The sequence below is a fragment of the Enterobacter sp. UPMP701 genome (assembly GCF_053709515.1).
In genome coordinates this window covers 85,860-111,023 of sequence record NZ_JBSKJN010000004.1, presented here as the reverse complement: position 1 = coordinate 111,023, position 25,164 = coordinate 85,860, and the positions used below count along the sequence as shown (strand labels likewise).

At 50.0% G+C, this 25,164-nt stretch carries 22 protein-coding genes and 1 pseudogene; 19 read left to right on the top strand and 4 right to left on the bottom strand.

Going from position 1 to position 25,164, the window contains the following annotated elements:
• Positions 1 to 86: 86 nt before the first annotated feature.
• Positions 87 to 1,052, top strand: a complete 966-nt coding sequence (gene glk, locus ACWKXT_RS12055; protein WP_048029635.1) for a glucokinase — start codon at positions 87 to 89, stop codon at positions 1,050 to 1,052.
• Positions 1,053 to 1,090: 38 nt separating this feature from the next.
• On the opposite strand, the gene ACWKXT_RS12050 is transcribed toward glk, so the two are convergent.
• A complete protein-coding gene (locus ACWKXT_RS12050; protein ID WP_454529038.1) occupies positions 1,091 to 1,822 on the bottom strand; it encodes a LytR/AlgR family response regulator transcription factor in 732 nt (243 codons plus the stop codon).
• A gap of 1 nt (position 1,823) precedes the next feature.
• The gene (locus ACWKXT_RS12045) at positions 1,824 to 3,530 is read right to left on the bottom strand and encodes a LytS/YhcK type 5TM receptor domain-containing protein (protein WP_454532529.1); all 1,707 of its coding nucleotides are present in this window, start codon (positions 3,528 to 3,530) and stop codon (positions 1,824 to 1,826) included.
• 387 nt (positions 3,531 to 3,917) lie between these two features.
• Between ACWKXT_RS12045 and alaC the strand changes: the two genes are divergently transcribed.
• Entirely contained in the window at positions 3,918 to 5,156 is a 1,239-nt protein-coding gene (alaC, locus tag ACWKXT_RS12040; protein ID WP_454529037.1) for an alanine transaminase, read from the top strand.
• 54 nt (positions 5,157 to 5,210) lie between these two features.
• Here alaC and ypdK read toward each other — a convergent pair whose 3' ends face one another.
• Positions 5,211 to 5,282 (bottom strand): membrane protein YpdK, encoded by a 72-nt coding sequence (gene ypdK / locus ACWKXT_RS12035; protein WP_099458937.1) that lies wholly within the window; start codon positions 5,280 to 5,282, stop codon positions 5,211 to 5,213.
• Positions 5,283 to 5,639: 357 nt separating this feature from the next.
• Positions 5,640 to 6,560 (bottom strand): kdo(2)-lipid IV(A) palmitoleoyltransferase, encoded by a 921-nt coding sequence (lpxP, locus tag ACWKXT_RS12030; protein WP_454532602.1) that lies wholly within the window; start codon positions 6,558 to 6,560, stop codon positions 5,640 to 5,642.
• 793 nt (positions 6,561 to 7,353) lie between these two features.
• Here lpxP and tssB point away from each other — a divergent pair.
• The 17 genes and pseudogenes from tssB to ACWKXT_RS11945 all read left to right on the top strand — a co-directional run bounded on the left by tssB (position 7,354) and on the right by ACWKXT_RS11945 (position 25,162).
• Positions 7,354 to 7,851, top strand: coding sequence for a type VI secretion system contractile sheath small subunit (gene tssB, locus ACWKXT_RS12025; protein ID WP_454532528.1), 498 nt, complete (start codon positions 7,354 to 7,356; stop codon positions 7,849 to 7,851).
• Positions 7,852 to 7,883: 32 nt separating this feature from the next.
• The gene (gene tssC, locus ACWKXT_RS12020) at positions 7,884 to 9,428 is read left to right on the top strand and encodes a type VI secretion system contractile sheath large subunit (RefSeq protein ID WP_454532527.1); all 1,545 of its coding nucleotides are present in this window, start codon (positions 7,884 to 7,886) and stop codon (positions 9,426 to 9,428) included.
• An 18-nt stretch (positions 9,429 to 9,446) separates the two neighbouring features.
• Positions 9,447 to 10,784: a type VI secretion system baseplate subunit TssK gene (gene tssK / locus ACWKXT_RS12015; protein ID WP_454532526.1), complete on the top strand. Its 1,338-nt coding sequence runs from the start codon at positions 9,447 to 9,449 to the stop codon at positions 10,782 to 10,784.
• On the top strand, positions 10,781 to 11,434 hold the full coding sequence (gene tssL / locus ACWKXT_RS12010) for a type VI secretion system protein TssL, short form (RefSeq protein ID WP_454532525.1): 654 nt from the start codon (positions 10,781 to 10,783) through the stop codon (positions 11,432 to 11,434). The genes tssK and tssL overlap by 4 nt, the downstream gene beginning before the upstream one ends.
• 3 nt (positions 11,435 to 11,437) lie before the next feature.
• The gene (locus tag ACWKXT_RS12005; RefSeq protein ID WP_454532524.1) at positions 11,438 to 13,153 is read left to right on the top strand and encodes an OmpA family protein; all 1,716 of its coding nucleotides are present in this window, start codon (positions 11,438 to 11,440) and stop codon (positions 13,151 to 13,153) included.
• Between the two features lie 13 nt (positions 13,154 to 13,166).
• Positions 13,167 to 13,658, top strand: a complete 492-nt coding sequence (gene hcp, locus ACWKXT_RS12000) for a type VI secretion system effector Hcp (RefSeq protein ID WP_454529032.1) — start codon at positions 13,167 to 13,169, stop codon at positions 13,656 to 13,658.
• A gap of 165 nt (positions 13,659 to 13,823) precedes the next feature.
• Positions 13,824 to 16,463 (top strand): type VI secretion system ATPase TssH, encoded by a 2,640-nt coding sequence (gene tssH, locus ACWKXT_RS11995; RefSeq protein WP_454532523.1) that lies wholly within the window; start codon positions 13,824 to 13,826, stop codon positions 16,461 to 16,463.
• Complete coding sequence (locus tag ACWKXT_RS11990) at positions 16,456 to 17,010, top strand: hypothetical protein (protein WP_045346472.1); 555 nt, start codon at positions 16,456 to 16,458, stop codon at positions 17,008 to 17,010. Before tssH ends, ACWKXT_RS11990 begins: the two co-directional genes overlap by 8 nt.
• Complete coding sequence (locus ACWKXT_RS11985; protein ID WP_454532522.1) at positions 17,004 to 17,468, top strand: putative T6SS immunity periplasmic lipoprotein; 465 nt, start codon at positions 17,004 to 17,006, stop codon at positions 17,466 to 17,468. The genes ACWKXT_RS11990 and ACWKXT_RS11985 overlap by 7 nt, the downstream gene beginning before the upstream one ends.
• A gap of 17 nt (positions 17,469 to 17,485) precedes the next feature.
• Complete coding sequence (locus tag ACWKXT_RS11980; RefSeq protein ID WP_454529029.1) at positions 17,486 to 17,695, top strand: hypothetical protein; 210 nt, start codon at positions 17,486 to 17,488, stop codon at positions 17,693 to 17,695.
• A 76-nt stretch (positions 17,696 to 17,771) separates the two neighbouring features.
• Positions 17,772 to 20,393, top strand: a complete 2,622-nt coding sequence (locus ACWKXT_RS11975) for a type VI secretion system Vgr family protein (RefSeq protein ID WP_454532521.1) — start codon at positions 17,772 to 17,774, stop codon at positions 20,391 to 20,393.
• Position 20,394: 1 nt separating this feature from the next.
• Positions 20,395 to 20,871, top strand: a complete 477-nt coding sequence (locus ACWKXT_RS11970; protein WP_454532520.1) for a hypothetical protein — start codon at positions 20,395 to 20,397, stop codon at positions 20,869 to 20,871.
• A gap of 76 nt (positions 20,872 to 20,947) precedes the next feature.
• Positions 20,948 to 21,940, top strand: a complete 993-nt coding sequence (locus tag ACWKXT_RS11965) for a hypothetical protein (protein WP_454532519.1) — start codon at positions 20,948 to 20,950, stop codon at positions 21,938 to 21,940.
• A 196-nt stretch (positions 21,941 to 22,136) separates the two neighbouring features.
• Positions 22,137 to 22,916 carry a hypothetical protein gene (locus ACWKXT_RS11960; RefSeq protein ID WP_454532518.1) on the top strand — a complete coding sequence of 260 codons (780 nt, stop codon included), beginning with the start codon at positions 22,137 to 22,139 and terminating at the stop codon, positions 22,914 to 22,916.
• Complete coding sequence (locus ACWKXT_RS11955) at positions 22,913 to 23,497, top strand: hypothetical protein (protein ID WP_454532517.1); 585 nt, start codon at positions 22,913 to 22,915, stop codon at positions 23,495 to 23,497. Before ACWKXT_RS11960 ends, ACWKXT_RS11955 begins: the two co-directional genes overlap by 4 nt.
• A 248-nt stretch (positions 23,498 to 23,745) precedes the next feature.
• A pseudogene (locus ACWKXT_RS11950) lies at positions 23,746 to 24,600 on the top strand (DUF2345 domain-containing protein); the annotation flags it as partial.
• 22 nt (positions 24,601 to 24,622) lie between these two features.
• A complete protein-coding gene (locus tag ACWKXT_RS11945) occupies positions 24,623 to 25,162 on the top strand; it encodes a hypothetical protein (protein WP_454532516.1) in 540 nt (179 codons plus the stop codon).
• Positions 25,163 to 25,164 lie beyond the last annotated feature (2 nt).

Sequence of the window (25,164 nt, the reverse complement as noted above, 5' to 3'; positions counted from 1 at the left end):
ATTCACCTTCCGGTCGTTGTTGTTATCACGCCTTGAATTTACAGTGTCCCAAAGATTTATTCTGACTTTAGCGGAGCAGTAGAAGAATGACAAAGTATGCTTTGGTAGGCGATGTGGGCGGCACGAACGCGCGCCTCGCATTATGCGATGTAAGTAGCGGTGAAATTTCCCGGGCGAAAACCTACTCAGGGCTGGATTATCCAAGCCTTGAAGCCGTTGTCCGCGTCTATCTGGACGAGCATCAGGTGAGCGTCGAAGACGGCTGCATCGCCATTGCCTGCCCGATCACTGGCGACTGGGTAGCCATGACCAACCATACCTGGGCATTCTCCATCGCAGAGATGAAAAAGAACCTCGGGTTCGCGCATCTGGAAATTATCAATGACTTCACCGCGGTGTCCATGGCGATCCCGATGCTCAAGCCGGAGCACCTGATTCAGTTTGGCGGCGCGGAGCCGGTCGAAGGTAAGCCGATTGCGGTCTACGGTGCCGGTACCGGTCTGGGCGTGTCGCACCTCGTGCATGTTGCTCAGCGCTGGGTGAGCCTGCCGGGTGAAGGCGGCCACGTGGATTTTGCGCCAAACAGTGAAGAAGAGGGCATTATTCTCGAAGAGTTACGCGCGGAGATCGGCCACGTTTCTGCCGAGCGCGTCCTGTCAGGGCCGGGGCTTGTGAACCTGTACCGCGCGATTGTAAAATCGGACGGTCGTCTGCCGGAAAACCTGCAGCCGAAAGACGTCACTGAACGCGCGCTGGCGGACAGCTGCATCGACTGCCGTCGTGCTCTGTCGCTATTCTGCGTGATCATGGGGCGTTTCGGCGGCAACCTGGCGCTAACGCTGGGCACCTTTGGTGGGGTCTATATTGCGGGCGGGATCGTACCGCGCTTCCTCGACTTCTTTAAAGCTTCGGGCTTCCGCGGCGGGTTTGAAGATAAAGGGCGTTTCAGAAGCTACGTGCAGGATATTCCTGTTTATTTGATCGTGCATGATAACCCAGGCCTGCTGGGGTCGGGTGCCCATCTGCGTCAGGTTCTCGGTCAAATCCTCTGATGCATCATAACCCTCTCCCACGGGAGAGGGCTCTTTCGTTACAGGTGCATCAGCTGGCGGAACTCTTTCACCTTGCTGCGACTCACCGGCACCTGAAAATCCAGATCCTTCAGACGCAAAATGTAGGTGTTGTTGAACCAGGGCTCGATCTCGCGGATCTTATTTAAATTGACGCAAAACGAACGGTGGCAGCGGAAAAAGTGTGCCGCCGGCAGCTTGCTGCAGAATTCGGTAATGTTCATCGCCATCACGTACGATTCACGCCGCGTATAGACAAACGTCATCTTCTCGTGCGCTTCAGCGTAGTAGATATCGTTGACCGGGGTCACGATGATACGTTCATCCTTGACCAGATTAATGGTGTCGTTTTCGCGCATCGTCGGGCTGGTGCTAACCGGGGCGCTCTGTTGCTGCCATGCGGCCTCCAGCTTTTGCAGCATGCTGACAATTCGCGACTCCTGGTAAGGCTTCAGAATATAGTCAAATGCCTCCAGCTCGAAGGCCTCGACGGCATGCTCTTTCCAGGCGGTAACGAACACAATAAACGGCTTATGGGCAAACTGATTGATGTTTTGCGCCAGCAATACGCCGTCCAGAGAGGGAATATTGATATCCAGAAAAATCGCGTCAACCCGGTTATGCTGCAGAAACTTCAGTACGTCCAGACCATCATCAAACGTACCCACAATCTCCATCTGGCTGTGGGTTTTGATAAGCCAGCTGAGCTCCTGTTGAGCCAGGAATTCATCTTCTACGATGATGACTTTCATATTACTCACCCTGAGGTAACAGTGATGTCGTCGTATGAACGGGGGAGCGTTCATTCGGGACGTAAAAAGCGATTTCAGTGCCCGGTTCAAGACGGTGAATATGCAGTCCGTCGCCGTAAAGAAGCTTGACCCGATGGTGCACGTTCAGCAGCCCGATTTTATTTCCCGGCATCTCGTTAGATTCCACGCGTTCAATCACTTTTGGATCAATCCCGTGGCCGGTATCGCGCACGGCAATACGCACCCGGTTGCCGCTTTCGGTGATGCTGATGGTGACCACCCCTTTGCCTTTACAGGGCTGAATACCGTGAACAATCGCGTTTTCGACCAGCGGCTGGATCAGCAGGCTCGGGATCACGCAGTTGACCTCTTCATCAATATCGTAAATCACCGTGAGCTTATCGCCAAAGCGCGCCTGCTCGATCGCGATGTAGTCTTTAATCTGATACAGCTCTTTTTTGATGTCGATCTGCTCGTCATCTTTCAGCTCGATGTTGTAGCGCAGATAGCGCGACAGGTTGAAAATCAGCTGGCGCGCGGTGTCCGGATTAAGACGAATGGAGGAAGAGATGGCATTCAGCGCGTTAAACAGGAAATGGGGATTGATTTTGCTCTGCAGCGCGCGTAGCTCTGCCTTATTTGCCATCTCGCGCAGTTGCTCGGCACGGGAGACCTCAAGCTGGGTGGAGATAATCTGCGACAGGCCAATGGCCATCTCCTGTAGCGTAGAGGTGATCTGATGCGCGTGACAGTAATAAATTTTCAGCGTGCCCGTCACCACGCCTTTTTCCCATAGCGGGATCACCAGCATCGAGTGAATTTCCGGCGTTCGGTGGGCTTCATCATTGTTTTTAATAATGATTTTACCGTAGTTAATCGCCTGTCGGGTGGTCGGGCTTATGGTGTCATCGTTGTCGCGATAGTTATGTTCCCCGACGCCAACGTAGGCCAGCACGTGGTCAGTATTGGTGATGGCGACGGCGTCAGCGTGGATGTCGTGGCGAATGATCTCGCAGACCTGACGCAGTGACTCCGCGTTAACGTGACGGAAAAGCGGCAGCGTTTTGTTGGCGATATCCAGCGCCAGCTTGGCCTGACGGGCGGCACTGGCCTCTTTTTCCCCTTCAACGCTCTGGACCAGCAGCACGATAAAACCGATGCAGACGCTGCCGAGGATCATAGGAATGCCGATTTTCGAGACGATATCCAGCCCCAGCGCGGTGGTGGGGGCCCAGACGACGACCAGAATCATGGTCAGCGTTTCGCACACCATGCCTGCGACGATCCCGGCACGCCAGCGCTGCTTTTTCGGGATCTTGCGGCTGATCCAGCCGGAAAGCACCCCGGCAACAATGCTGGTGATAAAGCACGGCACCGCCGTTACGCCACCAATATCAATCAGGTAGCGATGCGTTCCGGCAATTACGCCGGTGATAATACCCACCCACGGGCCAAACAAAATCCCGCCGGACATGACGGCGATAATACGCACGTTAACCAGCGAACCCTCTACCGGCACCCCGGACCAGGTGCTGAACAGGGCGAACAGCGAAAAGATGGCGGTTACGGCCAGCAGCTCTTTCGGCGAGTGTGCGGATTTATGCAACAGTTCGCGAAACAGGCGAATGCGAATAAGGAAGAACAGGCAAATCAGCATTAATGCCGCACGGTCAAAAACCGCCAGCAGCATAGTGAATATTTCGTGCACAAGCAGACCTGGGAAAACGGGAAAGAACCATGATAAAAAACCTGAGGCGTATTGACCAGCTATCCGTCGGGTTTATCAAATGAGGAAAAACCATAATTTACAAAGGGGATTATATGCCGAGGATTGATGTGCCCTGATTTTTTTCTCAGCGTTAGTTCGCCAGGTAACTGTTTTGATATCATTGTGTTAAATAACGGCTAACGGAATGGCGTTATCAGGACCCATGCTTCCGCTATCAGGCATGGCCGTGTTCCGGTTTTCGCGCGTGCGCTTTTTTTTCATTTCCCTCTCGACAGCGCGATTTTTTTCAGGTTATTTTCTAAGCATGCCACATCGGTGGCAGCGTCGCTCGGACGGTCCGGGCGCTAACGTTAATCTGAGGAATCTATGGCTGAATTCAGTCCTGAACGCCGTTTCACGCGTATCGATCGTCTCCCCCCTTATGTTTTCAATATCACTGCTGAACTAAAAATGGCTGCGCGTCGGCGCGGCGAAGATATCATTGATTTCAGCATGGGTAACCCTGACGGCCCAACGCCACCGCATATCGTCGAAAAGCTCTGCACGGTTGCCCAACGCCCGGATACGCACGGCTACTCAACCTCTCGCGGTATTCCCAGGTTACGTCGCGCGATCTCGCGCTGGTATCAGGATCGCTATCAGGTTGATATCGATCCGGAAAGTGAAGCCATTGTCACCATCGGCTCGAAAGAGGGGCTGGCGCATCTGATGCTGGCCACGCTGGATCATGGCGATACGGTGCTGGTACCCAATCCAAGCTACCCAATCCATATCTACGGCGCGGTGATTGCCGGGGCGCAGGTGCGTTCCGTGCCGCTGGTGGAAGGTGTCGATTTCTTTAACGAACTGGAACGTGCGATTCGCGAAAGCTATCCGAAACCCAAGATGATGATCCTCGGTTTCCCGTCGAACCCGACGGCGCAATGTGTGGAACTTGATTTCTTCGAGAAAGTGGTTGCCCTTGCCAGGCGCTATGACGTGCTGGTGGTTCATGATTTAGCCTATGCTGACATCGTCTATGACGGCTGGAAAGCTCCTTCAATAATGCAGGTTCCCGGGGCGCGTGACGTGGCGGTAGAGTTCTTTACCCTCTCGAAAAGCTACAACATGGCGGGCTGGCGTATTGGCTTTATGGTGGGTAACAAAACGCTGGTCAGTGCACTGGCGCGTATCAAGAGTTACCACGATTACGGCACATTCACCCCGCTGCAGGTTGCCGCTATCGCTGCCCTGGAGGGCGATCAGCAGTGCGTTCACGAGATTGCTGCCCAGTATAAGCGCCGCCGCGACGTGCTGGTGAAAGGGTTACATGAAGCGGGCTGGATGGTGGAGATGCCGAAAGCGTCCATGTACGTTTGGGCGAAAATCCCGGAGCCGTATGCAGCGATGGGGTCGCTCGAGTTTGCCAAAAAGCTGCTGCAGGACGCGAAGGTGTGTGTGTCGCCGGGCATCGGCTTTGGTGATTATGGAGACACCCATGTGCGCTTTGCTTTAATCGAAAACAGCGATCGTATTCGTCAGGCGGTGAGGGGCATCAAGAGTATGTTCCGGGCCGATGGCCTGCTCTCAACAAAGAGCGTTGCTGAAAACCCCGTGTCCTCATGACATAAAAAAAACAGGAGCCAAATGGCTCCTGTTTTTTTGACTGCATATTCTTCACTAGATCATCAGGGCAAAGGTTCCGGCCCAGACTAAAACGATCACCGAAATGCCCATAAAGAAATATTTCACGTTTCATCGCTCCGCGTATCTTGTGGTACGCATTTAAAAACAGAGTCCAACTGATTATAGAGAACCGAAATCCCGACTAAACAGAAATGAGAATTTTCCCGTTACGCCGTTGACTCCCGCTCAGAATTCTGTGCTTTCCTGGTGCCAGACGGCGCTAATGTACGCTTAAAAATGAGGGGTGACAAGAGGGTTTTTTTTAAATAATTTCCGATACTTACGAGTGTCGTGGAACGGCGACAGTTTGATTTCACAACGCAATAAATTCACTTTGGGCGACGCCATCAAGGACGGTTTTGCAGTGGGACGACAGGTGATTGAAAAGGCTAGTTTCTTAGCGAAACTAACCTCCATGCAGGGTTAAATATAGAGGGAAGCTTCACCAAGAGGGCGCGTTTTGAAACGGCGATGCATCCAGAGATATTGCTCCGGTGCGCGCATGATTTCAATTTCGATGACCTTATTGATAAACGCTGCCGCTTCACACTCGTTTTCCGGATAGTTAGCCATTTCTGGAGAGATGTGCAGACGATAGCCTGATTTATCCGCTTTTCTCACCATCGTTACGGTTAGCATGGAAGCACCCGACAAACGTGAAATGACGAAAGTACCATTGGTCGTCGCAACGTCTTTTACGGCAAAGAAAGGAGCAAAGCTGCTGCCTTTGCGTCCATAATCCTGATCGGGAGCAAACCAGACGGCCTCACCTTTCTTCAGGGCACCAACCATACCGCGCAGATTATTACGGCTGATCATCGCTTTATTGGAACGCATGCGGCCTCGCGTCTGAACCCACTCCATCAGCGCACTGTTGTGCGGTCTGTAGGTTGCCATCATTGGCTGACAAAGCCCCATCACGCGCCCGCCCAACTCCAGTGACATAAAGTGCACGCCAACAACCATCACGCCGCGTTTTTGCAACTGTGCGCGTTTAAGGTTGTCCAGCCCTTCTACATCAAACCACTTGCGGACGCGTTCATCCGGCCAGAACCAGGCCATGCCGGTTTCAAGCAGCGCCATGCCGATAGATTTAAAGTTTTCGGAGATGAGTTTCTCACGTTCTTCAGCATTGTACTGAGGAAAGCAAAGCTCGATGTTTTTGCGCGCGATGGATTCGCGACGTTTCAGGAAATAGCGGGATGCGCTGCCCAGTTTCGACCCCAGCAAACGTAGCACAGGATAGGGGAGTTGAACCAGTAGCCAGAGAACGCCAAGACCAAACCATGTAAACCAGTAACGCGGGTGTAAAAACGCACGTTCAAATTTGGATTGAGACAAAATAGTGAAACCTATGTGAAGCCTGTAAAGGTAGCGCAGCGAGTGCGATACGACGTGCCAATAAGACCGTTCTTCAAGGTGATGGTTGCAGGCTTTACCGAACTTTACGGCGTTGCCTGATCACTGCTGATTTGGGTGGTCGGCGTAATGTAGCACCGTTATACGTTATGTGCTATTACTCGTTTTTGATTAAAAAAGCGGCAATCAGGAAGGTGTTTGATTTTACAGTTTTTATATTCACCTGCTACGAATGCATCAGTCAGCATGCGGTGGCGATGGAAACAACTTTTGATCAGAGTGGGCATTGGGAAAACAAGCACGGCGGGTTAATTTGTGCCAGGTCACTCATCTAAGAAAATTATTTTCCGCTTCAGATGGTGAAATAAGGAAATTCTCTATGATATTTCTTATTTATTATTCATCCGATCAATGAAATTGAGGATTTTCATTATTTATTAATATCTCATTTTAATCGGCATGAAATAACGTGTTGCGCTCCTTTCTTTGTTTTTTGGCTTAATGTTATGATGCAAATCAATATGCGCTGTTTTCGTTGGCGTTTTTCTGCCTGCGATCGTTTATTCGAGATAAACCTTCGTTTTATGCGTAAGGAACAGCGTCTTTTTCTGGGTTGAACAATCTTTCCATAATAATATTTCAGTGTAAAATTCTTAAGAAATTTCCGATTTCGGATAAATGATCTGCGTATTTGATTTTGTTCCGATCATTATTCTATTATTGCGCATTAAGAACGACACCGTGAAGTTTGCTTAGCAAAACAAAGAGGGATGATTAGATGGCTGACAGTTTTCAGAATGAGGTGCCGAAGGCACGTATTAACCTGAAGCTTGACCTGCATACTGGCGGAGCAAGTAAAAAAATGGAATTACCGCTGAAATTGCTGGTTGCAGGCGATTTCAGCAATGGTCAGGATTCTGCGCCAATATCTGAGCGTGAAAAAGTTAACATTACTAAAAATAATTTTGACAGTGTCCTTTCCGAATATTCCCCAAAAGTGAATCTGACCGTTAAAAATACGCTGTCTGATGATGGGGGCGAGGACGCTATTCAGCTGACTTTCCAGAGCATGAAAGATTTCACGCCTGAGCAGGTGGCGGCCCAGATACCGCAGCTGAAGGCGATGCTGGCGATGCGCAACTTGCTCCGTGATTTGAAAGCCAACCTTTTGGATAACCAGACTTTCCGAAAAGAGCTGGAAAAAATCGTTCTTGACCAGTCGCTTAGCGCTGAGTTGCGAAATGAATTATCCGCACTGGCGTCAAAAAAATCGTAACCATCAGGCTGTTTTAACGGATTAATCAAGGAATGCTCATGTCTGTACAAAATAATTTTTCTGGCGGTGAAAGCGTGGTGCTGGAACGCCCAGTTGCGGGTGGGGTTTACGCTTCCCTGTTTGAGAAAATCAATCTGAGCCCTGTCTCTGAGCTGAGCGCGCTGGATATCTGGCAAGATGCGCAGGCGATGTCGGATGCCACTGCCGATGAACGTCTGACAGCCGGTATGCAGGTCTTTCTGGAATGTCTGACCAAAGCAGGCTCGAAAGTCGAAAAACTGGATAAAAGCCTGATTGATCACCATATCGCTGAGCTTGATTATCAGATCAGCCGTCAGCTTGACGCCGTGATGCACCATGAAGAGTTTCAGGCGGTTGAGAGCCTGTGGCGCGGCGTGAAGTCACTGGTGGATAAAACCGATTTTCGCCAGAACGTGAAAATTGAGTTGCTGAGCATGTCTAAAGAAGACCTGCGTCAGGACTTTGAAGACTGTCCAGAAGTCATTCAGAGTGGTCTCTATAAACACACCTACATTGATGAATATGACACCCCAGGCGGCGAGCCGATTGCGGCGCTGATTTCCGCTTACGAGTTCGACGCTTCAGCGCAGGATGTCGCTCTGCTGCGCAATATCTCCAAAGTCTCTGCTGCCGCACATATGCCATTTATCGGCTCGGCAGGCCCGAAATTCTTCCTCAAGGAGACAATGGAAGACGTCGCGGCGATTAAAGATATTGGTAACTATTTTGATCGCGCAGAGTACATCAAGTGGAAATCGTTCCGCGATACTGACGATGCCCGCTACATTGGCCTGGTCATGCCGCGCGTACTGGGACGTTTACCGTATGGCCCGGATACCGTTCCGGTTCGCAGCTTCAATTATGTCGAAGAAGTCAAAGGTCCGGATCACGACAAATACCTGTGGACTAATGCATCGTTTGCCTTCGCGTCCAACATGGTGCGCAGCTTTATCAATAATGGCTGGTGTGTACAAATCCGCGGCCCGCAGGCTGGCGGTGCGGTTCAGGACCTGCCGATCCATCTGTATGACCTTGGTACTGGCAATCAGGTAAAAATCCCGAGCGAAGTGATGATTCCTGAAACCCGTGAATTCGAATTCGCGAATCTGGGCTTCATTCCTTTGTCCTACTACAAAAACCGCGACTATGCCTGCTTCTTCTCGGCTAACTCCACGCAGAAACCGGCGCTGTATGACACCGCAGATGCAACGGCGAACAGCCGCATCAATGCGCGTCTGCCGTACATCTTCCTGCTGTCGCGTATCGCCCACTACCTGAAGCTGATTCAGCGCGAAAACATCGGTACCACCAAGGATCGCCGACTGCTGGAGCTGGAGCTGAATACCTGGGTCCGCAGCCTGGTGACCGAAATGACCGATCCGGGCGACGAACTGCAGGCCTCTCACCCACTGCGTGATGCAAAAGTGGTGGTGGAAGATATTGAGGATAACCCGGGCTTCTTCCGCGTGAAATTGTACGCTATCCCACACTTCCAGGTGGAAGGCATGGACGTCAATTTGTCGCTGGTTTCCCAGATGCCGAAAGCGAAATCGTAAGGCGAGAGGAAATCAGGGATGAAAATTTACCGCCCGCTTTGGGAGGATGGGGCTGTTCTCGCTCCACAACAGTTCCAACAGCAGGTTCGCTGGAGTGAGCACGTTGCCAACATGGTCGCCCGGATGGGTGTTTCTCATCCCTGGGGCGTGGTTGCGGCAGAGTTTGATGATGCCGCACTTGCGCTCTCGCGCCTGAACGCCAACCGTCTGGTGGTGCGCTTTCAGGACGGTACCCTTGTGGATACCGACCTGGCGGATACGCTTCCTCCGGTCTGTGATTTGTCTGTTGCAGACGGCAGTGAGGCTGTAGACGTGGTTGTCGCGCTGCCGCTGTTGAACGACAGTGGCGGCAATCTTGATAACGGCCAGGACAGTGAGCGCCCGCGTCGCTGGAAAGCTGAGCGTGTGGTGGTTCAGGAACTGGCCGGACATGAAAGCGGGGAGCTCGCGATTCTGCGTCATGCACTGACCCTGCGTCTGTCCAGCCAGGAAAATACAGCATACCTGACCTGTCCGGTCGCCCGTTTGGTACGAAATGCACAGGGGCAGTGGAGCCGTGATCCGGCCTTTATCCCGCCGATGCTTTCAGTTGCTGCCAGCCCGTGGCTTGCCACCGAGCTGGGTGACCTGCTGGTTCGTCTGCAGGCCCGCCGCCGTCGCCTGATGGCCATGCGTCGCGAGAGCAATGAACGGATGGCAGATTTTGCGGTCGCGGATGTCTCCCTGTTCTGGCTGCTCAATGCCCTGAACAGCGCCGAACCGGTGCTGACGGAACTGCTGAAGACACCGGAGCGTCACCCGGAACTGCTGTATCGCGAACTGACTCGTTTGGCCGGCAGCCTGCTGACCTTCTCTCTGGAACACGACGCCGGGAATATTCCTGCTTACCAGCACGATGCACCGGAGCGGGTATTCCCGCCGTTACTGACACTGCTCGATAAGCTGCTGGAGGCAAGCCTGCCATCGAGGGTGGTGAGTATCCACCTGGAGCATCAGGATCAGATCTGGAAAGGCGCCCTTCACGATGCTCGCCTGCGCGAAGGGGCGGATTTCTACCTTTCCGTACGTTCTTCCATGCCGAACCATGAACTTCAGACGAAATTCCCGCAGCTGTGTAAAGCGGGCAGCTTTGATGATGTTTCGGATGTGGTGAATGTGGCACTGAGCGGGATGGTTATCAAGCCGCTGACCCATGTGCCGGCCGCTATCCCGTTACGCCTTGAGAACCAGTATTTCTCGCTGGATCTGAGTAGTGAGGCGGCGCGGGCGATGCTGGAAGCGGGAAGCTGCACCTTCTATACCCCGCGCTCACTGGGGGATGTGAAACTTGAACTCTTTGCGGTGCTGCGCACATGAATACATCAGAAATGAGTCAAATTGAGCGTATTTTCTACCCGGGGTGGCTGATGGCCAGCCAGTTGCGGGGCGGACAGGAGGTCCGTGACGGGGAAGGTCTCTATCGTCGAGCCTGCCGTCTGGTGCAGGAGGCAAAAGCGGCGCTCACGGAGGCTGGTTACAGCGATATCAGCTGTGACCATATGGTGTATGCCCTGTGTGCACTGCTTGATGAGAGTGTGATGAACCGGGGTACCAGCGATGATGGTTATCTGACCTGGCGGCGTGACCCGCTGCAGGCACACTTCTTTGGTACCCTCAATGCCGGTGAGGAGTTGTGGGAAAGGATCCGAGACCTGCTGAAAGAAACAGCCCCTGACGCCGCCGTCCTGACCTGTATGTACCGGACTCTGCAGTTGGGGTTCGTGGGTCAGTATCGTGCCCAGGATGACGAGCGTCGGGAAGATACTGTTCGCGCGCTTGCGGAACGGGTGCCGACTTTTACGCTGGCACAGGACGCTCCCATTGTTGCCCGGGCATCACGCCTGCGTAGCGGCCGTCGCGGGTACTGGCTGAGCTGGGTTGTGGCCGCTGTCGCCCTGGTGGCGCTCTGGTTCTTCCTTTCGTCTTCGCTTACCGAACTGGTAAGCCAGACCGTCAGGCCGGGGTAAGCGATGCGGGATGCGTACCGAAGTCTGTTAACTGCCCTGGGTGCCGTACTGACGCTGTGGCTCATCCTGGGATTCTGGCCACTGTCCACGGGCAGCCGTGTGGCACTCAGTCTGCTGGTTGTTTTGGTCTCCGGGGTGATGTTCTGGCGTCAGCGTCGGGCTTCTCAGACACGGGCGACAGCTGTCCGGGATATTGTGGATGAAAATTTGCCGCCGGAAGATTTTCAGGGGGCAGTTATCCTCGTCTGTGGCGACAATGCCCCGCTGTTTGGGCCTGGCTCCCGTCACCGTGAAACCCGCCAGGGCTGGTATCTGTGGGTGAAGGATGCGGAACAGCTGCCACTCCTGGCACAGCATCTGAGCCTGGTTCGCCCGGCCCTGGTGTCGCAAATATCCGTCATGCTGGCGGTGGTACCTGAGCAGCACATCTCCGGTGATGATTTTACCCAGAATCTTCGGGGTTGGCAGCGGGCTGTCGTTCAGTGCCGTACGGCATTTGGCACACTCCCCCCTTTGTGGACCGTGACCTGGATATCGTCGCCTGCGGCCTGTGTCCAGGCTGAGCCCGTCTGGTTTACCACGGTAAGCCAGAGAAGCGGTATTCAGGTGTATCAGCCTGGTCAGGGCAATGTGTCGTTAACGGAGTGGACCCGGGAAACCGGAACGGAGGGGCGTCTTTCGCGTCTGAGTCATTGCCTGTGGCTGGACAGCTTACTTGCCTGGCAAAACAACGCGGTGAATGACCTGCTCTCGGTTCGCCAGGGTGAGTTGCCGGTGGTGAAACCCTGCGTGCAGGGCATGTGCATGGTGCCGGTGAGCGGTATCGTGGGCAATCTCTGGCAACAGCACATCACTTCCGTGACGACGCTGCCACCGGATGCCGCCGTAACCACCGAGCCACTACCGCTGCCTGAGCTGCTGCTGCCGGCGTTGCCACGTCGACGTGGTATCAGCCGCAGAATGGTGTTCTGGCGTTATGCCGGATTACTGGGCGGGATTTTTCTCGCGCTGGCCATGCTGGCGTCCTGGATGAACAACCAGCGCCTGATTCGTAATGTTGGCGATCACCTTGCGTTATATCACCAACTGACGGGGCAGCCTGTGGCACCGAAACTGCGGGCGCAGCAGCGCCTGCGGGCCGATGGCGCATTGCTGGACGACTGGCAGCGCCGCGGGGAGCCACTGCGTTATCGCCTGGGGTTGTATCAGGGGCTACGCCTGGTTCCGCCTGTTGAGGCTGCTGTCAGCGACTGGGCCCCTCCGCCACCGCCTCCACCGGTCATTAAGAAAATCATTCAGGGGCCGAAAACTATTCGGCTCGACAGTATGTCGCTGTTCGATTCGGGCAAATCGGCGCTGAAAGCCGGGTCCACCAGAATGCTGGTCAACTCACTGGTCGGTATCAAAGCGAAGCCAGGCTGGCTGATTGTGGTGTCAGGTCACACCGACAACACCGGCAATCCAAAACTGAACCAGACGCTTTCACTTAAGCGTGCCGAAGCGGTACGTGACTGGATGCGTGATACCGGTGATGTACCGGAAATCTGTTTTGCGGTGCAGGGCTATGGCGAGAGCCGCCCGGTCGCAACCAATGACACCCCGGAGGGCAGAGCGCTCAACCGCCGTGTCGAAATCAGTCTGGTACCGCAGGCAAATGCCTGTCAGATACCCGGCAAAACCTCAGCGTCATCGCAGGATGATGACGTTTCTCAAAATTAATGGAGTAAATCCGATGGCAATTCCTGTTTATCTTTGGCTGAAAGACGACGGCGGTGCGGACATCAAAGGTTCTGTGGACGTTCAGGATCGTGAAGGCAGCATCGAAGTGGTTGCACAGCAGCATAATCTGTACATCCCGACCGATAACAACACCGGCAAGCTGACCGGTACCCGTATCCACACTCCGTTCCTGTTCACCAAGGAAATCGACTCCTCCAGCCCGTACCTGTACAAGGCTGTGACCACGGGTCAGACCCTCAAGTCTGCGGAATTCAAGTGGTACAAAATCAACGATGCGGGCCAGGAAGTTGAATATTTCAACACCAAACTGGAAAACGTGAAAGTGGTGAAAGTGAAACCGGTGATGCACGACATCAAGGATCCTTCTTTCGAGAAGCACAACCACCTTGAGCAGATCGAACTGCGTTACGAAAAAATCACCTGGACCTACAAAGACGGCAACATCATTCATTCCGATTCCTGGAACGAGCGCGCCACTGCGTAAGTCGCAAGCGGGCAGAGCTTCTCTGTCCGCTTTTCTTTTTGCCGAGCGTCTGCCCCTGCGGGCGTTCAGCAAAAACATCATATCCCGGAAACAGACCTTATGGGCCTCGGTAACGGCCAGGGGCGGTAGCGTGCCTGAACGGTCCTCAACAGTGAGCAAGTAAACATGGAAAACCCGGCAATCCTCCTTCGACGTCTCAACCCTTACTGCGCCCGCGCGATGGAAGGGGCTGCCTCCCTGTGTCAGACCCGCGCCCATGCAGAAATCCTGCCGGAACACTGGCTGCTGAAACTGCTGGAGCAGGGCGAAGGTGACCTGACGGTGCTGACCCGCCGCTACGAGTGGGACATGGACGCCATCTGGCAGGATTTGCTGGGCTGGCTCGATAAACAGCCGCGCTCGGTACGACACCGTCCGCAGCTGTCTGATGCCATTCAGTCTCTTCTACAGGAAGCCTGGCTGATTGCTTCTCTTAACGGCGAGGAACAAATTCGCAGCATCCATCTGCTGATGGCGCTGGTTGACAAACAGAAACTGGTTCGCTGTGATGGGCTGTGGCCGCTGCTGACGCTGGGCCAGAGCCAGCTGGAGCGTCTGCGTCCTCTGCTCGACGCACAGTCGGATGAACGCCGGGACGTGCAGCAGGAAGCAGAGCTGGCGCAGAGCCACGGTGGCGAGGTGGAGTTTGTTGGCCGTCCGGTGGGTGCAGAACTGAAAGAGGGGGAGCTGACCCCGGCCCTGCAGAATGCGCTGGATAAATTCACGCTCGATGTTACCGCCAAAGCCAGAGAAGGCAAAATCGACCCGGTCTTTGGTCGTGATACTGAAATTCGTCAGATGGTGGACATTCTCTCGCGGCGTCGCAAGAACAACCCGATTCTGGTGGGTGAACCAGGCGTCGGCAAAACGGCGCTGGTGGAAGGTCTGGCACTGCGTATTGCCGAGGGTAACGTGCCGGAATCCCTCAAGCTTGTGATCCTGCGCACCCTTGACCTCGGCCTGTTGCAGGCGGGAGCGGGCGTGAAGGGCGAATTTGAGCAGCGCCTGAAAAACGTCATTGATGCGGTGCAACAGTCACCGACGCCAATCCTGCTGTTTATCGACGAAGCCCACACCATTATTGGTGCGGGCAACCAGGCCGGTGGCGCGGATGCGGCCAACCTGCTGAAACCGGCGCTGGCACGTGGCGAACTGCGCACCATCGCCGCGACCACATGGTCCGAATACAAGCAGTACTTCGAGCGCGATGCTGCACTGGAGCGCCGCTTCCAGATGGTGAAGGTCGACGAGCCGGACGACGACACCGCCTGCCTGATGCTGCGCGGCCTGAAATCGCGCTATGCCGAACACCATAACGTGCACATCACCGATGACGCCGTCCGTACGGCCGTTGCACTGTCCCGTCGCTACCTGACCGGTCGTCAGTTGCCGGACAAGGCCGTTGACCTGCTCGACACCGCTGCTGCCCGTGTTCGCATGAGCCTCGACACTGTGCCGCAACAGCTGACCTGCATTCGCTCGCAGATTACCTCTCTGGAAATGGAGAAGCAGGCGCTGCTGGAAGATATCGCCGTCGGCAATCAGAGCCACGGTGAACGCCTCACTACCATTGAGCAGGAAGAGAACGACCTTATCGTTCAACTCGATGAACTGGAAACCCAGTACGGACAGGAACTGAAACTCACCGAACAACTGCTGAAAAGCCGCCAGGACATCTCCCGTCAAAGTGAGACGCACGCGCTGCAACAGGAGCTTAATGGGATGCAGCACAACAACCCGCTGCTCTCCGTTGATGTGGACGTACGCACCGTTGCCACCGTGATTGCCGACTGGACAGGCGTGCCACTCTCCTCGCTGATGAAAGATGAACAGACCGAACTGTTGACCCTGGAAAATGAAATTGGTAAGCGTGTGGTTGGGCAGGATGTGGCGCTGACCGCCATCGCCCGGCGCCTGCGTGCGGCGAAAACCGGGCTGACGTCCGAGAACGGTCCGCAGGGCGTGTTCCTGCTGGTTGGCCCGAGTGGCGTCGGTAAGACTGAAACTGCGCTGGCGCTGGCGGATGTGCTGTACGGCGGTGAGAAATCCCTCATCACCATCAACCTGTCCGAGTATCAGGAGCCGCACACGGTGTCGCAGCTCAAAGGCTCGCCGCCGGGCTACGTGGGTTACGGTCAGGGCGGCATTCTCACCGAAGCGGTACGCAAGCGCCCGTACAGCGTGGTGCTGCTCGATGAAGTAGAAAAGGCGCACCGTGATGTCATGAACCTGTTCTACCAGGTATTCGATCGCGGCTTTATGCGCGATGGTGAAGGCCGAGAAATCGACTTCCGTAACACCGTGATCCTGATGACCTCGAACCTCGGCAGCGACCTTATCATGCAGATGCTGGATGAAAATCCGGACGCCACCGAAGGCGACCTGCACGAACTGCTGCGCCCGGTTTTACGTAACCACTTCCAGCCTGCGCTGCTGGCGCGCTTCCAGACGGTGATTTACCGTCCGCTGGCGCAGGCAGCCATGCGCACCATCGTGGAAATGAAGCTGGCGCAGGTCAGTAAACGCCTGCATCGCCACTACGGCCTGACCACGCACATTGATGAGAGCCTGTATGACGCGCTGACCGCTGCCTGTCTGCTGCCGGATACCGGCGCGCGCAACGTTGACAGCCTGCTGAATCAGCAGATTCTGCCGGTGCTGAGTCAGCAACTGCTGACCCACATGGCCGCGAAACAGAAACCACATACCCTGACGCTCGGCTGGAGTGATGAAGAGGGGATTGGGCTGGAGTGTAAACATGACTGAAGAAACTCAGGATCCGTCAAGAATTAAAGAAGGTGGTCTCAGACTACTTACGACGGGTGAGATACAGCTGGCACACTCAGTTTTTTTATCCACTATTGATTATTCGAAAGTATGGATCCACAGGGAAAGTTACCTCCCTTTCAATTTACAGGATAAGAATACGGCGATGACACCGGACGGGGAGATCTATTTTCGCGATCAATACTGCGATGATTTTTCCCAGACGACAGACGATCTTCAACATATGTTCATCCATGAAATGGGGCATGTTTGGCAACGTGAAAAAGGGATGAATGTAATCTTCAGAGGATTGGTTAGCTGGATGGTGAGCTATCACTATATACTTGATGGTCGTCTCTTAAGTGAATATTCGATGGAGCAGCAGGCGCAGATTATTGCAGATAATTTTACGTTGCAAACGCAGGGATATAAGATATGGCATCGATTATGGGGCAGTAAATATCCAACTATTACCCTGGATGGTGATACTACTGAATCAGTAATACGTGAACAATACAAAATTGCGTTACGAGGGTTCCCATGGTAAAAGTGTTTGTTTTTTGTAAGTGTTGGCCTGTTGTTTTTTCTGGTTTGTGTCTGGTGATTTTAACCGGATGCCCAGGCCCGGGAGATAGGTTTATCCCCCATGAAACCACTTCTGTTAGTAAACAGGGAAAAAACGTATGTTTTAACATTACAGATGCTCAGGATTATCAACCTGCTGACATAGGAATAAATCCGCGCGGAACTCCCTCGAAGGAAAAGGACTTTAATTTTTCCCCTGAACTTACGATCGTTGATGGAAAATTATGTATTCCTCCTTCTTTTTATCACTTCCCTGATAATGGGAGGTTTATTGTTGAATATATATTAATTTCAAAGAAACATGATGAGCCACGAAAATTTGTTGTCGGCGTGGGGATAAATCATGGGGTGGTTTACAATTTTCCGTTGACCGATCGTGAAATTGCAAGGCCGTATGGTTCAATTAAAGTTTCTGAATAGTGCTCCGGTTTAACGTCATGAAGCTTTTTATCTTTTTAGCTTTAGTGGTGGCGGGAGTACTGTTTCTTCCGGATACGTATTTTTACACAATCGTTAAGCGCTTTATCCCCATCACTGATGACGGCGAATACGGCATGAACAATTTTGAAATGACCGTTTTGCTGATGAAAATCCTCGCCTGCGCCCTCGGGGCTGGAACCGTAATCACCCTTTTTCGTACTCGCTGAGTACCCTGATTGAACCTGTTACTTACCCGTTGGCAATAAAGTCATGGACTGCAGGTTATCCCATGGAGTCAATATCATGAGTCTGACAGATACGCTTAAGAACACCCTGTCTGCGCTAACTGAAGGCGGGCTGAACCGCTATCGTCTGGATATTCCGTCCAGCACAGCCTTACTGGATGTGGAAACTTTCAGCGGTAAGGAGTTTATGAGTGAGCTTTATTACTACCAGGTTATCTTTACCAGCAGCGATCAAAATATCAGTTCAGCGCAACTACTGACTAAGCCTGCCACGCTGACCATGGGGACAGGGCCGCTGATGGGGCTGACCGGGCAGAAAGTGGTACATGGTGTGGTGACGCATTTTAAGCGTATCAGTGGTTCACGCGACCAGGCGACATACCAGATTATTATTGAGCCATTCCTGTCCCTGTTGCGCAAACAATTCCGTACCCACCGCTTTTTCGTCAATAAGTCGGTCCCGGAAGTTGTCACCGAAGTATTGCAGGAGCATGGCCTGAAAGGCTGGGAGTATGAGTTTACCCTCAAAGCCGACTATCCGAAGCGTGAGCAGATAAACCAGTACAAGGAAAGTGACCTCGCTTTCATAGAGCGCCTGCTGGCCGAAGTGGGGATTTTCTACTTCTTCACCCTGCAGCCGGACACGCAAACCGAAGTGGTGCACTTCGCGGACAAGCAGAGTGCATGGACCTTCGGTAAAACGCTGCCTCTGAACAGCCCGTCAGGGATGAATGACAATAAGGCCGATGCTGTATGGGGCATAAACGTCCGGCAAAACGTGGTTGAGCGCTCTGTCATCGCCAGTGATTATAACCACCGTGAAGCCCAGAATGTCCTGACCTCTGCACCGGCGGACATGACCCGTGGTGAAGGTGATGGTGTGACTTACGGCGAGGTTTATCATTACCTGCCGCGTTATCTTGAACGTGGCGATAAAATCACACCTTCCGCGGAAACCGGCAACTTCTGGGCCCGCCTCGAGCATGAGCGTTTTCTGTCAGGACAAACAACGATCAGCGGAAGCAGCAATGATGCCCTGCTTTCTCCGGCTCAGGTGCTGACCATCAGTGAACTGGCGATCCCGCCGACTTTACCCTCTGAAACGGATAACGGCATTATCATTACCCGCACAGGTTATACCGCCAGTCGTAAGAATGCTCTGTTAGTGACGTGGGAAGGTATGCCTTATTACGAAAACCGTTGCTGGCGTCCGGCTCCTAAAAAACGCCCGGTGGTCAGCGGTACCCTGATGGCGCGCGTGACCAGCGCCAAAGATAACGATATCTACGCCTGGCAGGATGCATCGGGTATGTACCGGGTGAAATTCGATGCGGACCGCGACGACAAACGCCAGGGCATGGAAAGTATGCCGGTGCGCTTCGCCAAACCTTACGGCGGTGATAAATACGGCTTCCACTTCCCGCTGATACAGGGTACGGAAGTCGCCATCGCGTTTCACGAAGGCGACCCGGATCGCCCCTATATCGCCCATGCACTTCACGATTCCCGTCATGTTGACCACGTCACGGAAGCCAACAGTACGCGCAATGTCATCCGTACCGCGGGCCTGAACAAGCTGCGGATGGAGGACAAGCGCGGCGAGGAGCATATCAAGCTCAGTACAGAGTACGGGGGAAAGACCCAACTCAATTTAGGCCACAACGTGGATACTTCCCGCGAACTGCGTGGGGAGGGTTTTGAACTACGCACGAATGACTGGGGAGCGCTCCGTGCAGGCAAAGGCATTTTAATTTGTGCTGACATAGCTGGCGTTGATGGTCAGATGCTAGATATGGAAGCTGCCATTGCTCAACTTGAAAACGCATTATCGCTTGCAAAAAGTTTATCGCAAGCGGCTGAAAGATCTAAGGCTGAAAAGGCAGAGATCACGAGCCATGAGACATTGAATCAGTCACTAGAACAACTTAAAGCTGCAGGTATTATCGCCAGCGCGCCAGATGGCATTGGAATAATTAGCCCAAAATCTGTACAGCTGGCCTCGGGAAATGAAAGCGTTGGGGTTGTGTCGGGAAGTAATACCGATATCAGTGCAGGAAATAATTTTACGGTCGCTGCAGGAGAGACGATAAGTTTGTTTGCTCAAGAGCAGGGGGTAAAACTAATTGCAGGAAAAGGAAAAATCGATATTCAAGCTCAAGGAGATGCATTATCTGCATTGGCTAGAGGGGGTATAGATATTACGAGTGTCGAAGGTAATGTGACAGTTGCGGCAACAAATGAATTAGTTTTAACTTGTGGTGGGGCTTATATCAAACTTAGTGGTGGGAAAATTGAATTTGGGGCACCAGATAATATTCTATTAAAAGCTCCAAATGTCCAGAAAATGGGGGCGGCTAGTTTTAATATGAAGATGCCACAACTACCCGCAGCATATAGCGGAAAATTTACTGCCATGTCTGATGCAGGTACCCCAGTGGCTCTGCAGAATTACTTGATTACACTGGGCAACGGACAACAAATATTCGGAAGCACTAATTCTAGTGGAGAAACAATTTCGGTAAATTCAGCACAGTCAGGAGACGGATTTTCAATAGAAATGCTTGATAGTGATTTTTGGTACGACAGCGAGCAGGTTGTAGAGCGGATTCATTATTTAAATATTGAAGATGCTTCACATCATGGTGGAGATTGTCAGTGTGATGAGTGCGAGGGTAGCTAAAATGGCTAATTTGCTTAAGAATAATGGAATATGTATTTTGCTTGTGTTGATGTCTCTAAATTGTTATGCAGATGAAAGATGGAATGCAAAAGAAGTCAATATGCAATGTGGTTCGGCAATAGTTATGGTTAGAGCTGAATGCAAAACTGATCCTGAAAACGCAGACTCCAGTATGTGTAAAGGTGTTACAATTAAAATATCTCAAGTGGACAAGATATTTACTGCAAAGCTTCCGTACATGCCGATTGAACAACGAAAAAAATTAGAAAATCAGAAATTTACATTTGATGATGTTATTGATACCACCGATTGGGCCCCGCAGGAAATGTATTGCATTGATGATAAGTATATTTTAGTTGGGTATTGGGATGGCATGAATGATGCTGAAACAATAGATGGTTCCTTGAGTTTCAACGTCACGGCTCCGATCTTTGATTTTGACGGTCATTTTGTTAATGAAAAAAATCTAAAGAGTTAAGACGATCAGTGCAAACCAATCTTGTTGATGTTACTGCTATTAATTTTGTCTTTGGAAATGAGTAACAGGTTGATATATGAGTGACTTATATTCAGAGCTATATGCCTCGAAGGGTAAGGCCTATTTTGATAGTCAAATAAGAGATTATTCTCTTTTGAAACTTTATCCTGACATTGAGAACACGAAAATAATAAGAGGAAATAGCAGGGTTAGTGGTGATATTGATGAATTAAGCCAGCAAAAAATTATTGATATGCTTATAACCATAGGGGTTCGATATAAGCTAACATACAAGGAAATTTCATATATTCTGCTATGTGCGCATGTTGAGTCTGGTTATAATCCTGATGCTGCAGCTGGCACAACAAGTGCCGCTGGTATTGGGCAGTTTACGAATGCATTTGTTAAATATACTCTCAGAAACTCTTCTAAATGGTTAGGATTCATTTTGGATATGAGTGGTAAAAAGATATTTGATGCGGAATCTGGATGCTATGCTCTTGTGTTTTCATATCTGAGGGTAAAAGATCTTGTTTCAGATCATTATAAAGATGTTGATAATGACTATTGGTGCTGGATATATTATCTCCACCATGATGGAATGAGCGCGTTGAGGCAGTATAATAAGAATGAACATACAATTTCGTCCGAGGCAATTGAATCTGCGAACTATATTGTTGGAAGAATGCCTGTGATTGAAAAGTTGTTAAAAACAACAGTTGTAGATACTTCATTTAAATTATCCTCTGGTGTAAATGAACCTGTAACAAATAAAGACTACGTCGCAACAATTTCTCAGTTGTATGATAATTCTCGCCCTAATATAGTATCTTCTTTGAATGGACCATTAATATTCTTTAAAGGGAAAACTGATGAAGAGGGAAAAACTGAGAAAATAAGTGCTTTAATTGGAGCTGAAATAGTATTCACGATTCTTAAAGATAACTACAAAAAATTAGCAATGTCAGGATATGCGCAAAATTCAAAAGAGAATATGAAGCATAATACAAGAAAAAATATTCTTACTCAACAAAAAAACAGGAACAATATACAAAGTAAAATCAGGTGATACGCTATCTGCAATAGCAAAGTCCCATAATACAACAGTTGATAATTTAGTTAATTTAAATGAATTAAAGAATGCTAATGTCCTCCATATAGGACAGGTTTTAAAACTTTCCCAATCAGAAAATGAAGATACAAGAGATAATCCACTAGTTGATTTCATAAGTCGTTATGTCCCTGTAAATGTTAAGCATTTGATTATGAAGTATCTGGGGATTGAAAATGGAAATGTTAAAGCAGCGATTGCATATTCAAGAAGTCATATTGTTCTTCCTCATGGAAGTACATCTGCTGATATTAATAAAGCTAATACAGTGCATATAAAAACCACAACAAATCCAGAATTAATTAAAAAGAGAAAGCAACCTCCTTCTAAACATAAAACGGATAAGACTGGCACTGCTAAACCTACCACAGTGACGAGTGATTTTGAACTTGTTATTGAATGGGATAGATCTGCAGTACAAAGTGTGGTAAGCGCCAAGACAATTGAAATATTGAAAGATATAATGAAAAAGTCAGGTGTTCACAAAATACATATAACGAGCACGATTAGACCATTGGAATCACAAGTTAGAGCTATGTTGAATGCCATTGAACATCCTCATACACCAGGAAAAGGGATAGAAGAACAACTTAAAACATATGGTCCTGTCGGTGATAAAATAATACTTGCTTATGCCGATGCAAATAAAATGAAACCTAATGATCATGGTCATGCATATGATTGCATGCTTGCAAAGGCAGAAGAGCTGAAAGCAAATGGAGAATTAATCTCTAGGCATAATGTTACTCTTGAAGAGTATGAAAAGATAAATACATTGGATATTTCCTATACTAGGATAGGTGGAAATGAAAATATGAAAAAATTTATAAAGGCAGTCCTCGAACATAAAAAAAACACTGACGATATAAAAACCTTCTTTTATCCAGGTAATTCTAGTGGTGAGCATGCTTTGCATCTGGAGATAATCCAATGATCAAAAGTATTATTGGTATTTTTCCTTTGCTATTTATTGGTGTTGCTCATGCAGAACCAAAGGCAGATGATTTGCAAAATGGAACTTATTATATTCAAGATGTCATCAACCCTAAAAAAAACAGTAATGGTGATTATATTTTGACTTACAGGTCAGAATCTGCAAACGAAATTTATTTTAACGTTCAAGGCAATAAAGTAAAATCTTATTATTATAAGTCAGATTACAATTGGATTGTTGGCCGAGCAGAGGCGAATTATAATGCCAAAGATCACTACATTCTTGTAAGTAAAATCGTGGAAGTTATCCATACGCCAAGTGATCATTCAATAATAAAAGTAGGAGATAATTTAAAAGGTAAAAAAATCACTCAAATTAAAAAAGAGATAATTCCTGTATCTGGTATCACTGCTAATGGATTCACGATAAAATGTGACCAGTACGTAATTGAGAATAAAATAAACGCCTTCGATTTTACTGATAATTATATTATTTCACCAGAGGGAGGGTATTGTAATCGTGCTTATGATGATGATGGTCGATTGATTCATCTTGAAATTAAAGTGGCGAAAGTTGAATAGCCGTTTTTTATTTTAAAAGTTAAATTTGAAATGGACATCTCAACGATTATAGTTAATGCTTTAATTTTTATAGTACCCCTCATGTCGAATGGATTTGTATTACTTGGCGATAAACAAAACATGGTGGTAAAGTTATTTCTGCTTCTCCCATCATGATCGTTAATGCAACAAAACTGGCAATTGTTGGCGACGAAATTAATTGCCTAGTGAAGGTCATGGCACTAACACCATTATCGGAGGAACACCATACCCAGCTTGAGAATGCACTGAGTATTGCCAGAAGTTTGTCTGATGCTGCTGAAACGGCACAAGCACTTCCTGCTGATATACAGAGCCAGGTGAAGTTGACTGATGCTCTTAAAGACCTTGCCCAGCCAGGAATGGTGCTAAATGCGCCTGAAGGAGTAAGCATCACCAGCCCGCAGGCGGTTCGTATGGCGTCGGGTAGTGCCAGCGTTGGGATCATGTCGCAACAGAATACAGACATTAGCGCACTTAAACGATTTACCGTAGCAGCAGGTGAAGCCGTGAGTATGCTGGCCCGTAAGGCCGGAATGAAACTCTTTGCGGCTAAGGGAAAAGTAGAAATTCAGGCTCAGGATGACGCACTGGATGCAATTGCCAAAAAAGATGTCACCGTGACCAGTACGGAAGGGAGGGTCGAAATCACAGCGGCGAAAGATGTTGTGCTGAAAAACCTGGATGGGTCGTTCATCCAGTTGCAGGGTAAGAATATTATTCTGGGCTGTGAAGGTAATATCCTGTGGAAATGTGCCAATGCGCAGAAAATGGGTAGTGTAAGCATGAGTAGTGTTATGCCCCAGTTTCCATCTGGATATAGTGGGAAATTTACTGCATCGTCTGATGCAGGAGTTCCAGTTGCCGCTGTGGCATACGTGTTGACATCGAGTAATGGGCAGAAATTATTTGGTAGAACAGACGAGAACGGTGAAACAGTTCCAGTTTACTCATCGAACCCGAATGAGACTTTTGAGCTTGAAATGATTCAAAGTGATTATTGGTACGATAGTGAAAATATTGTGGACAGAGTACATAGTTCATCATTCTCAGATATGTCGTTCCAGGACGATGGTTGCCAATGAAGTGATTGTGAGGAAAATAAAAGTGCGTAATATTACTTTTAAGTTTAAATTTTTGTTATGCATGTTGCTTGTTCCATTTTTTTCATTTGCAAGTGGCACATGGAATGCTAAATCAGCACAAATGCAATGTGGCTCAGCTTTGGTAAAGGTAAGTGCTGAATGCCAGCTGAATCAAAAAAGCCCAACGGAGAATATATGCAAAAATTACCATTTGGAAATAAAGAACGGCACGAATAATAAAGAGTTTTCTTTGCCATACATCCCGAACAGCCAAAAAGCTCTCCTGGAAAAACAGGGTTATTCCTTCAATAATGTAGTTAAGCCTGGTGATTGGGCTCCCTCCACAATGAAATGCTATGACAATGAAAATATTGTGATCGGATACCATCTTGGGCTGGATGAAGAGGAGAGCGTAAAGGGTTCATTGTTGTCCTATATTGATGCCCCATTTATTGATCTTTCAGGGAACTTTATTACAGGCAACAAACTTTCTGAGCTTAGATCTCGAGAAATGAAAAACCCCTACGAAAATACAAACATAGACTTTATTAGCAACCGCTGAGG